General features: G+C 72.8%; 15 protein-coding genes. 8 read left to right on the top strand and 7 right to left on the bottom strand.

Annotated elements, in window-relative coordinates; all coding sequences use genetic code 11:
* Window positions 1-107: 107 nt before the first annotated feature.
* A complete protein-coding gene (locus AB0H81_RS17780) occupies window positions 108-848 on the bottom strand; it encodes a GntR family transcriptional regulator (protein WP_358375551.1) in 741 nt (246 codons plus the stop codon).
* A gap of 144 nt (window positions 849-992) precedes the next feature.
* Between AB0H81_RS17780 and AB0H81_RS17785 the strand changes: the two genes are divergently transcribed.
* The gene (locus AB0H81_RS17785) at window positions 993-1,790 is read left to right on the top strand and encodes an inositol monophosphatase family protein (protein ID WP_358375553.1); all 798 of its coding nucleotides are present in this window, start codon (window positions 993-995) and stop codon (window positions 1,788-1,790) included.
* A 67-nt stretch (window positions 1,791-1,857) separates the two neighbouring features.
* Here the strand turns inward: AB0H81_RS17785 and AB0H81_RS17790 are convergent, their stop codons facing one another.
* Both AB0H81_RS17790 and AB0H81_RS17795 read right to left on the bottom strand, forming a co-directional pair.
* Window positions 1,858-2,559: an HAD family hydrolase gene (locus AB0H81_RS17790; protein WP_358375555.1), complete on the bottom strand. Its 702-nt coding sequence runs from the start codon at window positions 2,557-2,559 to the stop codon at window positions 1,858-1,860.
* On the bottom strand, window positions 2,556-3,296 hold the full coding sequence (locus AB0H81_RS17795) for a hypothetical protein (RefSeq protein ID WP_358375556.1): 741 nt from the start codon (window positions 3,294-3,296) through the stop codon (window positions 2,556-2,558). Before AB0H81_RS17795 ends, AB0H81_RS17790 begins: the two co-directional genes overlap by 4 nt.
* Before the next feature lie 136 nt (window positions 3,297-3,432).
* On the opposite strand from AB0H81_RS17795, the gene AB0H81_RS17800 reads away from it, so the two are divergent.
* On the top strand, window positions 3,433-4,272 hold the full coding sequence (locus AB0H81_RS17800) for a helix-turn-helix transcriptional regulator (protein WP_358375558.1): 840 nt from the start codon (window positions 3,433-3,435) through the stop codon (window positions 4,270-4,272).
* Between the two features lie 127 nt (window positions 4,273-4,399).
* Here AB0H81_RS17800 and AB0H81_RS17805 read toward each other — a convergent pair whose 3' ends face one another.
* Window positions 4,400-5,077 (bottom strand): GntR family transcriptional regulator, encoded by a 678-nt coding sequence (locus AB0H81_RS17805; RefSeq protein ID WP_358375560.1) that lies wholly within the window; start codon window positions 5,075-5,077, stop codon window positions 4,400-4,402.
* A 65-nt stretch (window positions 5,078-5,142) separates the two neighbouring features.
* Between AB0H81_RS17805 and AB0H81_RS17810 the strand changes: the two genes are divergently transcribed.
* Both AB0H81_RS17810 and AB0H81_RS17815 read left to right on the top strand, forming a co-directional pair.
* Complete coding sequence (locus AB0H81_RS17810; RefSeq protein WP_358375562.1) at window positions 5,143-6,330, top strand: CoA transferase; 1,188 nt, start codon at window positions 5,143-5,145, stop codon at window positions 6,328-6,330.
* Window positions 6,327-7,280, top strand: coding sequence for a CoA ester lyase (locus AB0H81_RS17815; protein WP_358375564.1), 954 nt, complete (start codon window positions 6,327-6,329; stop codon window positions 7,278-7,280). Before AB0H81_RS17810 ends, AB0H81_RS17815 begins: the two co-directional genes overlap by 4 nt.
* Before the next feature lie 325 nt (window positions 7,281-7,605).
* On the opposite strand, the gene AB0H81_RS17820 is transcribed toward AB0H81_RS17815, so the two are convergent.
* Window positions 7,606-8,238, bottom strand: a complete 633-nt coding sequence (locus tag AB0H81_RS17820) for a TetR/AcrR family transcriptional regulator (protein ID WP_358375566.1) — start codon at window positions 8,236-8,238, stop codon at window positions 7,606-7,608.
* A 124-nt stretch (window positions 8,239-8,362) separates the two neighbouring features.
* Between AB0H81_RS17820 and AB0H81_RS17825 the strand changes: the two genes are divergently transcribed.
* From AB0H81_RS17825 to AB0H81_RS17835, 3 genes are read left to right on the top strand one after another with little or no spacing between them, the layout of a single operon-like run.
* A complete protein-coding gene (locus tag AB0H81_RS17825) occupies window positions 8,363-9,346 on the top strand; it encodes a sugar ABC transporter substrate-binding protein (RefSeq protein ID WP_358375568.1) in 984 nt (327 codons plus the stop codon).
* A gap of 19 nt (window positions 9,347-9,365) precedes the next feature.
* The gene (locus AB0H81_RS17830; RefSeq protein ID WP_358375569.1) at window positions 9,366-10,406 is read left to right on the top strand and encodes an ABC transporter permease; all 1,041 of its coding nucleotides are present in this window, start codon (window positions 9,366-9,368) and stop codon (window positions 10,404-10,406) included.
* Window positions 10,403-11,158, top strand: a complete 756-nt coding sequence (locus AB0H81_RS17835; protein WP_358375571.1) for an ATP-binding cassette domain-containing protein — start codon at window positions 10,403-10,405, stop codon at window positions 11,156-11,158. The genes AB0H81_RS17830 and AB0H81_RS17835 overlap by 4 nt, the downstream gene beginning before the upstream one ends.
* Window positions 11,159-11,173: 15 nt before the next feature.
* On the opposite strand, the gene AB0H81_RS17840 is transcribed toward AB0H81_RS17835, so the two are convergent.
* Both AB0H81_RS17840 and AB0H81_RS17845 read right to left on the bottom strand, forming a co-directional pair.
* Entirely contained in the window at window positions 11,174-11,776 is a 603-nt protein-coding gene (locus AB0H81_RS17840; RefSeq protein WP_358375572.1) for a TetR/AcrR family transcriptional regulator, read from the bottom strand.
* 60 nt (window positions 11,777-11,836) lie between these two features.
* Window positions 11,837-12,955: an epoxide hydrolase family protein gene (locus AB0H81_RS17845; protein ID WP_358375574.1), complete on the bottom strand. Its 1,119-nt coding sequence runs from the start codon at window positions 12,953-12,955 to the stop codon at window positions 11,837-11,839.
* 232 nt (window positions 12,956-13,187) lie between these two features.
* Between AB0H81_RS17845 and AB0H81_RS17850 the strand changes: the two genes are divergently transcribed.
* Entirely contained in the window at window positions 13,188-13,961 is a 774-nt protein-coding gene (locus tag AB0H81_RS17850) for an RNA polymerase sigma factor SigF (RefSeq protein ID WP_358375576.1), read from the top strand.
* Window positions 13,962-14,089 lie beyond the last annotated feature (128 nt).

Genomic DNA, 14,089 nt, shown 5'->3' on the forward strand with positions numbered 1-14,089 from the left:
ATGGGAGGAACAACGCCTTCGGGACGGCGGGCATTTCGCCGACGCCCCGTTTCGGGGTTCCGGCGCAGGTCGGCGCCTGATCGACGCGACGGGCGACCCGCCGCTGGTCAGCGCTCGATGAGCGTGACCTCCAGGGAGTAGTGCGAGGCGCGGTAGACGTGCGAGCCGTGCTCGACGGCCCGGCCCTGGTCGTCGTACGTGGTACGGATCATCGTGAGCAGCGGGGCCCCGCGCCGCTCGCCCAGCAGTCTGGCCTCGCTCTGGCACGCCGCGCGGGCCCCGATGCGCTGGTTGGCCACCCGCATCCGCACGCCCGCGCCGCGCAGCAGCTCGTACAGGCCCCGGGTCTCCAGCTCGGCGGCGCCGAGCCGGGCGAGGCCGAGGGGCAGCCAGTTGTGCAGCAGGGCCAGCGGCTCGCCGGCCGCGAACCGCAGCCGCTCCAGGTAGAGCGCCTCGGTGCCCGGCTCCAGACCGAGGATGGCCGCGATCTCCTCGTCGACGGTCCGCGGCTCCAGGGCGATGACCTGGGTGGCCGGCTCCTGGCCCGCGCGGCGCAGGTCGTCGTACAGGCTGGTCAGCTCCACCGACCGCTTGACCTGGCCGTGGACCACCTGGGTGCCGACGCCGCGCTTGCGGACGAGCAGGCCCTTGTCCACGAGATACTGGATGGCCTGGCGGATGGTGGGCCTGGACAGCCCGAGCTTGTCGGCCAGCAGGATCTCGTTGTCGAGCCGGGCGCCGGGCACCAGGTCGCCTCGCCGGATCGCTTCGGCGATCTGCTCGGCCACCTGGAAATAGAGCGGCACGGGACTGGATCGGTCCAGGTCGATCGCCAGATTCGCGGTCATGCCGATCAGGTTAACGCAGGTCATAATGTCCAGACAAATGCGACGGTCATGGAGCTCGTACGGCATGATCGAAGGGGGAACCCCGCCGGAATGGGCAGGGGAGCCCTCATACCGCGGTGTCGAGGCCACGAGGGGGAGCCGGGCATGAACGCCACGCCACACGAGGACACGTCGTTCCCGTACGACGCGCTGCTGGAGACGGCCAGTGAGGCCGCCCGGGCGGTCGGTCCGCGGCTGCGCAAGGCGTTCCGCTCCCGCCCGGAGGTGGCCACCAAGAGCGACTTCCACGACCCGGTGACCGAGCACGACAAGGCGGCCGAGGAGACCATCCGCGCCGTCATCGGGGGCCGCTGGCCCGGCAGCGCCGTCCTCGGTGAGGAGGGCGGGGCGACCGGCTCCGGCCGGCTGCGCTGGTACGTCGACCCGATCGACGGCACCGCCAACTTCGCCGCCGGGCTGCCCTTCTTCTGCGTCTCGATCGCCGCCGCCGTGGACGGGGAACTGGTCGCGGGCGTCGTGTACGACCCGGTGCGCGACGACGAGTTCACCGCCTCGACGGCGGGCGCCTGGTGCAACGGCACGCCCATCCGCAGCGCCGGCGCCGCCGGCGACCGGGAGGCCATGCTGCTGACGAGCTATCCGACGCCCCGCGACATAGCCGCCGGGGACGAAGCGCTGCGGCGCTACGGCCGGTTCCTGACGTCGTTCTCGGCGGTGCGCCGGGTGGGCAGCGCCGCGCTCAAGCTCGCGCACGTCGCCGCCGGGTGGTCGGACGCCGCGTACGGTACGCGCGCCAACCCGTGGGACGTGGCGGCCGGCGCCCTGCTCGTGCGTCAGGCGGGTGGCGTCTACCTGGGCGACCCGCTCGCCACGGGCGACTACCTCGCCTGCGTCGGCGGTTTCGACCTGGCCGCCTCGGCCCTGGCCGAGGTCGCCCCCTGACCGCACGCGGCCCTGAGGTCGCTCCGACCGGGCGGAGCGGGGCCGCGCGTCAGGTGGAGGCGGCGGCTCACGCCGTGGGCAGGCCGTCGCGGGCGAGCGCCGGCAGCTCCGACAGCGACGTGATGCGCGGGAACCCCGCGGGTGGCGGCTGCACGCCGAGCCGGTCGAGCCACACCGACCGCATCCCGGCCGCCGCCGGCCCCGTCACGTCGTTGACCACGTCGTCGCCCACCAGCAGCACCTCGCCGGGCGCCAGCCCCAGCGCCCGCGCCGCGGCCGTGTAGCAGGCCGGAGCCGGCTTGTAGCGCCCGCCCAGCACCTCGCCCGTCAGCACCGGCCCGACCTGTCCGCCGAAGCCGATCGCCCGGACCTTGGCCTCCTGCATGCGCTGCGACCCGTTCGTCAGCACGCCCAGCCGGAACCCCGCCAGCGCCGCGACCGCCTCCGCCGCGTCCGGGTAGGCGCTCCAGCTCCGCCGGTAGCGGGTGGCGTACGCGCCGAACGCCGCGTCGAGGTCGTCCGGCACCGTCACGGCCAGTTCCACGCACAGCGCCCGGATCCGCCGGCGGCGCTGCTCCTCCCACGAGCACTCGCCGGCGTGCCAGGCCCGCAGGTGCGGCTCCTCCAGTGCCTGCCACAGCGCGGCCGCCTCGGCCAGGCGCGGGTGGCCGGGCGCGTGCCCGGACAGCCAGTGCGTGACCGCCGCGTCGGCCGCCGAACGGTGGTCGAGCAGGGTGCCGTCAAGGTCGAGCAGGACGCCGCGGATCACACCCCTATCCTCGCACCCTTCTCGGCGAGGATGCGGGCCGCCGTCTCGTACGGCGGATAGCCGAGCGTGAGCCCGCGCACCGACAGCGGCGCCCGCCGGAACGAGCCCTCGGCGTCGTCGCGCAGCACGTACCCGAGGGCGGGGGAGGACGCCCGGTGTGCGGCGAGTGCCTCCGCCTCCTCCTCGCCCAGGTCGCCCGGCAGCGCCCGCCGGTAGTCCGCGATCAGCGCGTCCACGTCGAACAATCGCCCGTACGGCTCCGACAGCCCCGCCACCACCCGGACCAGCCCGTCGCCGGCCCGCTGCGCCCGGTAGACCAGGGCCGTGCCGCCGCTGCGGGTGAACCAGCGCATCGCCTCCTCCTCTGGCAGCGTGAACACCCCGAAGGGCTTGCGCCCGTACAGCAGGGCCTCGGCGATCCACCGGTCGCACCACCACTCGTCCCGGTACGGCGACGGCGCGCCCGGCCCGGACGTCAGGCCCTGGGCCAGCACCGGGTTCCAGGCGGACACGAGGGGACTGGTGAAGCGGGGCATGCGCGGGCCGTCGCAGCGGCTCAGCGCGTAGCCGTACCAGATCGCCACCACCTCGATCCGCAGGCCGGGCAGGAAACGCTCGTAGACGCCGTTCATCACCTGCCCGTTGTCGGCGTGACGCCACGGGCCCGCGGGGACGGCCTCGCCCGCGGGCGCCGGGGGAGTCCGGTAGTCGGGACGCAGCATCCACGTGTAGGCCACGGCGTCGGCCCTTCCCGGTCGGCGTATGCATGACGGGTCTAGATCAAGAGGTGGCCATCGTGCATCAAGCGCCGGTATGTTGCAACACACCAGGTCCCGGCCTGGCTCACTCTCACCGGCGTGGGGGATTCGACGTATGCATGAGATCGTCGCTGCGCGGCTCGCGGCGCTGCGGCAGGCGCGCCGGCTGTCCATGAAGACGGCCGCCGAGGCGGCCGGGCTGAACACGTCCACGGTCTACCGCATCGAGCACGGGCACGTGGCGCCGCGCGAGTCCACCACGGCCACCCTGCTGGAGCTGTACGGCGTGCACGACCCCGCGCAGCGGTGGCACGTGCTGGCGCTGCTGCGCGGCGAGCGGGAGCCCGGCTGGTTCGACGCGCCGGAGATGCCGCTGTGGCTGTCGCGGTTCCTGGCGCTGGAGGACGAGGCCGTGGAGGTCGACGCGTACGCGCCCATGTTCGTCCCCGCCCTGCTCCAGACGCCCGCCTACGCCGAGGCCACGGTCCGCGCCTGCGGCCACCCGGGCCTGACGCCCGAGCAGGTGAAGGCCGGTGCCGCGGTGATCCTGCGCAGGCAGGAGCTGCTCGAGCGTGACGGCGGCCCGCGCGTGCGGGCGGTCGTGGACCGCAGGGCGCTGCTCGACCCGCCGCTGGCTCGCCCGGCGGACCGTGCCGGGCAGGTCGACGCGATCGCGGCGGCGGCCGGGCGGCCCGAGGTCGCCGTCCAGGTGACCCGGCCGTGCGCCGAGACCGGCCACCTCTACCACGGGCCGCCGTTCACGCTGCTCGGCTTCGCCGGGCCGGACCGGCGGGGCGTCCTGGTGCTGCACCTGCTGCACGGCTCGACCGTGGTGGACGACCCCGAGACCGTCGAGGCGCACCACGAGGCGTTCGCCCGGCTGTCGCGCTCGGCCCACGACGCCGCGGAGACCTTGGACGTGCTGGCCGAGATCCGCGCCGCGCTCGCCACCTGACCGTCCGCGGGCCCGCGCGCGGAAGCCGTCCGCGCCTGGGCGGGCCCGCCCGAGGCGGGCTCGCGGCTGAGGGTGACGCGGTTCAGGGTGAGGCGGCTCAGGGTGAGGCGGTTCAGGGTGAGGCGGTTCAGTCGGTCGGCGGGTTGTCGCGGCGGTGCTCGCCCGCCCGCCGCACGTGCTCGATCATGAGCTCTTCGGCGGCGGCGCCGTCGCCGCGTTCCAGGGCGTCCAGGATGCCCTCGTGCGCCTCCAGCTGGTGCGGCACCTGGGCGGGGTCGAGCCACAGCGAGGCCGTGGCGGGCACCGGGAAGCTGTCGTGCACGGCCCGGGCGTGCTGGCCCAGGAAGGCGGGGCCGCCGATGTCGGCGATGCGCAGGTGGAAGTGCCGGCTCTGCTCGCCCAGCCGGTCGAACCGCCCTCCGGCGGCGTCGCGGGCCATCGCGGCGTGCAGGTCGCGCAGCCACTGCAGCTCCTCCGGCGTGACCCGCGTGGCGGCCAGCCGGGCCCCCAGGCCCTCGACCACCGCGCGCAGGCCGTAGAACTCCTCCAGCGCGTCGTCGCCGAGGTCCACCACCGTGGCGCCGTGGTGGGCCTCGTAGCTGATCAGCCGGTCCTTCTCCAGCCGGCGCAGCGCCTCGCGGACCGGCGTCACCGACACCCCGAGGCGGCGCGCGACCGCCGCCGCGCGCAGCGCGGTGCCGCCCGGGATGCGGGCGGTGCGGATCTCCTCGGCCAGCACGCCGTAGACGTAGTCCGCCTTGCTCATGGGCGGGGTCACGGAGGGGCGCGGATCGGAGCTGGGCATGAGTTCAGTGTCGCGCACGAAGGCCCCCGGTTGACCCGACATGTACTTCTTATAAGTTATAAGCCATGACGAGCCTCGCCGACCTGCGGGTCATCGACGCCGCGACGTTGTTCGCCGGCCCCTCCGCCGCGATGATGCTGGGCGACTTCGGCGCCGATGTGATCAAGATCGAGCACCCCCGGCGCGGCGACCCGGCGCGCGGGCACGGCGCCTCGGTGGACGGCGTCGGCCTGTGGTGGAAGTCCCTGTCGCGCAACAAGCGCGCCGCCGCGATCGACCTGTCGCGCCCCGAGGGGCAGGAGATCCTGCGCCGCCTCGCCGCCCGTTCCGACGTGCTCATCGAGAACTTCCGCCCCGGCACGCTGGAGCGCTGGGACCTCGACCCCGAGGACCTGCTGAAGCTCAACCCCCGGCTGATCGTCGCCCGCATGACCGGCTTCGGGCAGAGCGGCCCGATGGCCCGGCGCCCCGGGTTCGGGACGCTGGCCGAGGCGATGAGTGGGTTCGCGGCCATGACCGGCGAGCCGGAGGGGCCGCCCACGCTGCCGCCGCTCGCGCTGGCCGACGGCATTGCGGGCCTCGCCATGTCGTACGCCATCATGGTGGCGCTGCACGCCCGCGAGCGGACCGGACGCGGGCAGGTCGTCGACATGGCGATCATCGAGCCGATCCTCGGCCTGCTGGGCCCGCAGATGACCGCGTACAAGGCGCTCGGCGTCGTGCCGCGCCGCACCGGCAACCGCTCCAGCAGCAACGCGCCCCGCAACACCTACCGCACCCGCGACGGCCGCTGGCTGGCCGTGTCCACCAGCGCGCAGGCGGTCGCCGAGCGCGTCGTCACGCTCGTCGGCCGGCCCGACCTGGTGGCGCAGCCGTGGTTCTCCAGCGGGGCCGGCCGGGTCGCGCACGTGGACGAGCTCGACGAGGCCGTCGCCACCTGGATCGCCGCCCGCGACGCCGACGAGGTCGTCGCCCGCTTCGAGGAGGCGGAGGCGGCGGTCGCGCCCATCTACGACGTCCGGGACATCGCCCGGGACCCGCAGTACGAGGCGCTGGAGACGTTCGTCGAGCTGCCGGACGAGGACCTGGGCACGGTGACGATGCAGAACGTGCTGTTCCGGCTCTCGGGCACCCCCGGCGAGGTGCGCTGGCCGGGCCGGCCGCTCGGGCACGACACGGACGAGGTGCTGGGGGAACTGGCCTACGAGGCGGAGGAGATCGCCGGCCTGCGCGCCAAGGGGGTGATCGGATGACGTCCCCGGCGTCCGGAGCGCCCGCCTTCCACCGGCCGGCCGTCTCCTGGCTGTACGTGCCGGGGGACCGGCCCGAGCGGTTCGCCAAGGCCGTCGCGTCGGGGGCGGACGTGGTGATCATCGACCTGGAGGACGCGGTCGTGCCCGCCCGCAAGGACGAGGCCCGCGCCAACGTCACCGCCTATGTGCGCGAGCGCGCATCCACCACGTCCGGCGCGTTCAGCGCGTCCGGAGCGGCTGACGCGGCCGAACAGGCTGAACAGGCTGAACAGGCTGAACGGGCTGGGAGCCACGTGGCCATCCACGTGCGGGTCAACGACCTGACCACGCCGCGAGGCCGCGACGACGTGGCCGCGCTCGCCGGCCTGCCCGGACTCGACGGTCTCCGGCTGCCCAAGGTCGAGTCGGCCGGGGTTCTGGACGCGCTCGGCGACTGCCCCGTGCCCGCGTACGCGGTGCTGGAGTCGGCCGCGGGGATCCTGGCGGCTCCCGCCATCGCCGCCCACCCGCGAGTGGCGGGCGTGGCGCTGGGCGAGCAGGACCTGGCCGCCGAGCTGTCCATCACCGACGAGGCCGCCCTCAACCAGCTACGTCTCCAGGTCGTCCTGGCCGCCGCCGCGGCGGGTCTGCCGCCCGTGCCCATGTCCGTCTATCCGGACGTGCGGGACGAGGCGGGGCTGCTGGCGTCGTGCGCGGCGGGGCGGGGGATCGGGATGTTCGGCCGGGCGGCCATCCACCCGCGGCAGATCCCGGTGATCCGGCGGGCCTTCACGCCCACCGAGGAGGAGACGGCCCGGGCCGCGGAGATCGCCGAGGCCGCCGAGCGGGCGGAGCGCGAGGGGCTGGGCGCGGTGGCGCTGCCGGACGGCCGCTTCGTTGACGCCCCGATCGTGGCCCGCGCCCGCCGCACCCTGGCCCTGTCCTGCCACCTCTCCCCGCCACCCGCCTGACGCCTTCCGCGCTCTTCCCGGTCACGTGCCTGACCCCTTCCGCGCCCTCCCTCCCGTCACGTGCCTGACCCCTCCGCCACCTCACCCCGCCAAGCGCCTACACCCTCCGCCTGCTCGCCCCCTTCGCCTCGCCCGGCCCTCTCGCCGTGACGGCGCGGCCGCCTGACATGGCGCGCCGCCTCTGCCGGCTCGCGTCTTCTGAGGGGGAGGAAGGAATGAGGTGGCGGAGTGAGGTGAGGATCGGCCCGGCCCTCTCGCCGTGACGGCTCGGGCGCCTGATGTGCTGCGCCCTCTCGGCCGGCTCGCGTCTTTGGGCGGGAAGCCGTCAGGGGACCCAGCGGGCGGCGAGTTCGGGGTCCTCGGGGGCCGGGCCCGGGAGGCCGCCGTGGGTGGCGGGGCGGCGCAGGGCGTCCAGCAGCAGCGCCAGGTAGCGGTGCCGGAGTTGCGCCGTGCGCTCCTCGTCGCCCAGCTTGACCGACGCCACCTGCTCGAACAGCAGCGCGATGTCGGCCGTCGTCACGTCCGGCCGGAGCACCCCGGCCTCCACGGCCCGCGCGTGGACGCGCGTGGCCAGCTCGGAGGCGCGCCTCGCCGCCGCGCCCAGTTCCGGCGTGGGCTGGAAGGTGCCGGCCAGCTTGATGGTCAGCGAGTTGGTGTCGGCGTCCACGATTCCGCGCATGTAGCCAGCGAACGCCTCCCAGGGGTCGCCCTGGTCGTCCAGGGCCTTCTCCGTCACCGCGATGTAGAGCTGCAGCCCGTCGAAGCACAGCTTGCGCAGCAGGTCCTCCTTGCTGGGGTAGCGGCGGTAGAGTGCGCTGATCCCGACGCCGGCCCGCTCCGCCACCGCCGCGATCGGCGCCCCGGGGTCCGCGGTGAAGACCGCCCGCGCCGCCTTCAGGATCAGTTCGTCGTTGCGCGCGGCCTGGGCCTTGCGCCCGCTCAAGGGTGGGGTCGTCATGTCCCGCAGTATAGCGGAACGTAGCTTTCCGTTCCAAGGATCGATCGCATTGGTCCGTATGTCTATACAAAGAATTGATATTGATGTACAACCGGGGCGAGCCTGATGGTCATGGAGGTGTCCTGTGAGACGAACCCCTGTCGTGCTGGCCCTGCTCTGCGCGCTGACGCTGGGCGCCTGCTCCTCCTCGTCCGGAGGCGCGGGTGCGGAGAGCGCTCCGGCCTCCGGCTCCGCGCCGCCCGCGGCGAGCGGCGGCACGTTCGCCGTCATCACCCACGCCTCGGCGGGCGACGCCTTCTGGGACGTGGTCAAGAACGGCGCCGAGGCGGCCGGCAAGCAGTACGGCGTCACCGTGACGTACCAGGGCGACGGCGACCCCGGCAAGCAGTCGCAGCTCATCGACCAGGCCGTCTCGCAGAAGGTGGACGGCATCGTCGTGTCCATGGCCAACCCCGACGCGCTGAAGGAGGCCGTCGGGCGCGCCGTCACCGCGAAGATCCCGGTCGTGACGATCAACTCGGGGGCCGCCTCGTCCAAGGCGTTCGGCGCGATCACTCACGTCGGCCAGTCCGAGGACGTGGCCGGGCGCGGCGCCGGCGAGCAGCTCAAGGCCGCGGGCGTCACCAAGCTGCTGTGCGTCGTCCACGAGGCCGGCAACGTGGGTCTCGACCAGCGGTGCAAGGGCGCCGAGCAGGGCCTCGGCGGCACGGTCGAGCGGCTCCAGGTCGACGTGGGCAACCTCGCCGACGTCACGTCCAAGGTCGCCGCGAAGCTCCAGTCGGACAAGCAGGTCAACGGCGTGCTCGCGCTCAACCCGGCCGTCGCGGTCGCCGCGCGCGACGCGGTCAAGGACTCCGGCTCGCAGGCCAAGCTCGCCACGTTCGACCTGTCGGGTGACGTCGTGACGGCCATCAAGGACGGCGAGATCCTGTTCGCGGTGGACCAGCAGCAGTACCTCCAGGGGTGGCTGCCCGTCACGTTCCTCACCCTGTACAAGAAGAACCTCAACACCGTGGGCGGCGGGCTGCCGGTCAACACCGGCCCCGGCTTCGTCACCAAGGACAACGCCGAGCAGGTCGCCAAGCTGGCCGAGGCGGGCACCCGATGACCCGTGTCGGAGGGCAGTCGTGACCGCGGTGGCCGGCGGGGCGGACGAGCGCGTCGCCCGCGCCGGCCTGGCGCGACGGCTGCTGATCCGCCCCGAGCTGGGCGCGGTCGTCGGGATGGTCGCGGTGTTCGCGTTCTTCGCGGCGCAGTCGCCGGTGTTCCGCTCGCCGCAGGGCGTCGCCAACTGGCTCGACCCGGCGGCCACGCTCGGCATCATGGCGGTCGCCATCGCGCTGCTGATGATCGGCGGTGAGTTCGACCTGTCGGCCGGCGTCCTCACCGGCACGACCGGCCTGATCCTCGTCACCCTCGCCACCCGGTACGGCCTGGACGTGTGGACGGCGATGCTCGTGGGCCTGGTCGTGGCCCTGGCCATCGGGTACGCCAACGGGCTGATCGTGACGAGGACCCGCCTGCCCAGCTTCATCGTCACGCTCGCCACGTTCCTCATGCTCCAGGGCGTCAACCTCGGCGTCACCAAGGCGCTCACCGGCACCGTGCAGGTCAGCGGGCTGCGCCGGGCCGACGGCTACGAGGGCGCCCGCACGCTCCTGGCCGGCACCGTCGAGATCGGCGGCACGCCGTTCCGGGTGGCGATCCTGTGGTGGCTGCTCGTCACGGCCGTCGCGACCTGGGTGCTCATGCGCTCCCGCGCGGGCAACTGGATCTTCGCGGTCGGCGGCAACGAGCAGGCGGCCCGGGCCGTGGGCGTGCCCGCCGCGCGCACGAAGATCGCGCTGTTCATGACGACCTCGTTCGCGGCCTGGCTGGTCGGCTCGATCCTCGCCCTGCGCTACACGTCCGTGCAGGCCAACATCGGCATCGGGCAGGAGTTCATCTACATCATCGCCGCGGTGATCGGCGGCTGCCTGCTCACCGGCGGGTACGGCTCCGCGATCGGCGCCTCCGTCGGCGCGGTGATCTTCGGGATGGCCGACAAGGGCATCGTGTTCCTGGGCTGGGACGCCGACTGGTTCAAGTTCTTCCTCGGCGCCATGCTGCTGCTGGCCACGCTCGCCAACCGCCTGGTCAGGCGGTACGCCGAGGAGGTGAAGCATTGATCATCGAGACGCGCGGCATCGGCAAGACGTTCGGCTCGGTGCTGGCCCTGCGGGACGTGTCGATGGGGGTCGCGGCGGGCGAGGTCACCTGTGTGCTCGGCGACAACGGCGCCGGCAAGTCCACCCTCATCAAGATCCTGTCGGGGGTGCACCGGCACGACGCCGGGACGTTCCTCGTGGACGGCCGGGAGGTGCGCCTCGGCAGCCCGCGCGAGGCGCTCGACCGGGGCATCGCCACCGTCTACCAGGACCTCGCCATGATCCCGCTGATGTCGGTGTGGCGGAACTTCTTCCTCGGCTCCGAGCCGCGCAGGGGCCTGGCCTTCGACGTGGCCCGGGCCCGCCGGATCGCCCGGGAGGAACTGCTGGCCATGGGCATCGACATCCGCGACGTGGACCAGCCGGTCGGCACCCTGTCGGGCGGCGAGCGGCAGTCGGTGGCGATCGCCCGGGCCGTGCACTTCGGCGCCCGGGTGCTCATCCTCGACGAGCCGACCTCGGCGCTCGGCGTCAAGCAGGCGGGCGTCGTGCTGCGCTACATCGTCCGGGCCCGCGACCGGGGGCTCGGAGTCGTGTTCATCACCCACAACCCGCACCACGCCTACCCGGTGGGCGACCGGTTCCTGCTGCTCAACCGGGGCACGAGCCTCGGTGAGTACGGCAAGGCCGACATCACCCGCGAGGAGCTGACAGGGCTGATGGCGGGCGGGGCGGAGCTGGAGGAGCTGGAGCACGAGCTGCGGCGCGAGTGATTCCGCCGGGAATCGTCATCTGCGGGCCAGGGCGAGGGGCAGGAGGACGTGGTCGACCAGCCGGCGGGCCAGGTCGCCGTCCACCGGCTCGCCGCTGATCAGCCCGCGGAACAGCAGGGCCGCCGGGCCGAGCTGCCACAACAGCTCGGTGTCGGCGGCCGCCGCCAGCTCCCCCCGGTCCCAGGCCCGCTGGAACACCTCCAGCATGAGCCGCCTGCGGCCCGTCACGTAGTGCCGGTCGACGGCGGCGGCCAGCTCCCTGTTGTGCCGGATCTCGCCCACCAGACCGGCGATGACGTCGCCGAGCTGCTCCAACTCGGCGACGAGGAACTCCATCAGCCACAGCAGATCGCCGCGCAGACTCCCCATGTCGGGCACGTCGGGCAGAGGGGAGGCCGCGCTGACGAACGCCGCCACCACGAGGTCCGCCTTCGTCCGCCACCGCCGGTAGACGGTCTGCCGGCTCGCCCTGGCCCGGGCCGCGACGGTGTCCACGCTCAGCCGGTCGTAACCGGTCTCGCGTAACACCTCGAGCACCGCGCCGAGCAGCTCGGCCTCACGTGCGGGACCACCCCGCAGAGGGGTCACGGACATGACCACCAGAGTAAGCGCGGCCATGCCCTGAGTGTAAGATCCGTCAAGGTCCGGACTGTGTGCCGGGCGAGATCTTCCGTGCCGTCACCGGAGCGTGGCGAAGAAGGCGCGCACGTCCTCGACGTACGCCTGCGGCTGCTCCAGCGCGGCGAACGTGCCGCCGCGCTCGTGCTCGACCCAGCCGACGACGGCGTTGTCACGCTCGGCGAATCGGCGGATCGGCCGCAGGATGTCCTTCGGGAACACCGAGATCGACGTGGGCACCGTCGCCGGCTTGAGCTCCCACTCGACGCTGGTGTCCTGGTCGGTGTCGGGCGTCTCCACGAACGAGCGGGCCGCCGAGCCGGCCGTGTTGGTCAGCCAGTAGAGCATGACGGTGGTGAGCAGCCGGTCGTCGGGGATCGGCTCGTCGCTCCACTCGTGGTAGACGCTCGCGAACCAGGCCAGCAGCGCCACGGGGGAGTCGGCCATGCCGTACGCGAACGTCTGCGGCCGGGCCGACTGGATGAGCTTGTAGCCGTACTGGCCGGTCAGGTAGCGCTCGCGGAAGGCCATGCGTTCCTGCTCCACCTCGGTCAGCCCGTCCAGCTCGCCGGGAACGCCGATGGGGAAGCAGATGATGCCGTTGCCGTGCATGCCGGCCACCCGTTCGGGCGCGAGCACGCCGATCTCTCGGGAGATCCACGTGCCCCAGTCGCCTCCCTGCACGCCGAACCGCTCGTGGCCGAGGCGGGTCATCAGCTCCAGCCACGCCTTCGCGATCCGGGTCGAGCCCCAGCCCGTCTCGGTGGTCGGGCCGGACAGGCCGTAACCGGGCAGGGACGGGATGACCAGGTGGAAGTCGCGGGCGAGCGGCTCGATCACGTCGAGGTACTCGACCGGGGAGCTGGGCCAGCCGTGCGTGATCAGCAGCGGCAACGCGTCCTGGCGGGCGGATCGGACGTGCAGGAAGTGGACGTTCTGGCCGTCGATGTCCGTGACGAACTGGTCGTGCGCGTTGAGCTCGGCCAGCGCGGCGTCCCAGTCGTAGCCGGTGCGCCAGTGGCCGACCAGCTCCTTCATGCGGGCGAGCGGAACACCGTACTGCCAGCCGAGGCCGGGGACCTCGTCGGGCCAGCGCACCCGGTCGAGTCGCTCCCGCAGGTCGTCGAGGTCGCCGCGGTCGGGCTCGAAGCGGAAGGGCCGGATGTCGTTCGGGGTCAAGCGATGCCTCCATCGTATCGGTACGCTGTACCGTACAGCATACGGTTCGATGGCCGCGACTTTTGGGCTGTTAGTTATGAATCCGTTACCGTTAGCAGGTGAGAGGAGGGGCGCCGGCGGGGATGGTGGATCTCGAAGTCCAGCAGAGGGCTTCCTCTCACGCGAAACGAGGCGTGCCTCTGCATGGGCTTTTTCTCATGGACGGGGCCGCCGGCACATCTGGGAGAAGCACGTGCCCGTCCTGACCACCACATCCCGCCAGCTCACCGCCGAGGAACTCCTGACCCGCCTGGCCGACCCCGGCATTTCCGACCTGGACGCCGCGCGCATCCGCGAGCGTCTGGTGGAGATGCACGAGGGACTGGTGAGCGAGATCACCCGCCGCTACCGCTACCGCGGCGAGTCCATGGACGACCTGCGCCAGGCCGCCTACGTGGGCCTGATGAAGGCCGTCAACGGCTACGACCCCTCCCTCGGGCACGAGTTCAGGGGATACGCCATGGTCACCGTGCTCGGCGAGGTCAAACGGCACTTCCGCGACCGCACCTGGGCTGTCCGCGTGCCGCGCGTCTACCAGGAACGCCGCATCGAGATCAACAAGGCGACGGCCGAGCTGACCCAGGTCCTCGGACACTCGCCGACCGTCGCCGAACTGGCCGCCAAGCTGGGCATCTCCGAGGAGGACGTGCTGCTGGCGATGGAGGCGTCCACCGCCTACTCGGCGCTGTCGCTGGACGCCCCGGTCGGCAACGGCGACGAGGAGGCGGCCGAGCTGGGTGACCTCCTGCCTGCGCAGGACCAGTCGCTGGACACCCTGCTCGACGCGCAGGCGATCAAGCCGCTCATCGACGCACTGCCGCCCCGGGAGAAGAACATCCTGCTGATGCGCTTCTACGGCAACATGACGCAGTCGGAGATCGCCAAGGAGTTCGGGATCTCGCAGATGCACGTCTCGCGCATCCTGCGCGCCGTGCTCACCAAGCTGCGCACCGCGTTGACGGCCTGACCCTCGCCCGGACCGCCGAGTCCGGGCGCTGCGGTGCTCACGGGTCTGATCCTCTGAGCGGGGGTCGATGTCGCCCCCCATGCGATCAGATGGACGACGGGAATCCCGCCACAGTCGTCTGGATCGGC

The organism is Nonomuraea sp. NPDC050691 (assembly GCF_040654455.1).
Lineage (GTDB): Bacteria > Actinomycetota > Actinomycetes > Streptosporangiales > Streptosporangiaceae > Nonomuraea.

Bases quoted from the DNA above. Each gene is read 5' to 3' on its own strand.
- AB0H81_RS17780 (WP_358375551.1), bottom strand. From the start codon at position 848: ATGACCGCGAATCTGGCGATCGACCTGGACCGATCCAGTCCCGTGCCG.
- AB0H81_RS17785 (WP_358375553.1), top strand. From the start codon at position 993: ATGAACGCCACGCCACACGAGGACACGTCGTTCCCGTACGACGCGCTG.
- AB0H81_RS17800 (WP_358375558.1), top strand. From the start codon at position 3,433: ATGCATGAGATCGTCGCTGCGCGGCTCGCGGCGCTGCGGCAGGCGCGC.
- AB0H81_RS17805 (WP_358375560.1), bottom strand. From the start codon at position 5,077: ATGCCCAGCTCCGATCCGCGCCCCTCCGTGACCCCGCCCATGAGCAAG.
- AB0H81_RS17810 (WP_358375562.1), top strand. From the start codon at position 5,143: ATGACGAGCCTCGCCGACCTGCGGGTCATCGACGCCGCGACGTTGTTC.
- AB0H81_RS17815 (WP_358375564.1), top strand. From the start codon at position 6,327: ATGACGTCCCCGGCGTCCGGAGCGCCCGCCTTCCACCGGCCGGCCGTC.
- AB0H81_RS17820 (WP_358375566.1), bottom strand. From the start codon at position 8,238: ATGACGACCCCACCCTTGAGCGGGCGCAAGGCCCAGGCCGCGCGCAAC.
- AB0H81_RS17840 (WP_358375572.1), bottom strand. From the start codon at position 11,776: ATGGCCGCGCTTACTCTGGTGGTCATGTCCGTGACCCCTCTGCGGGGT.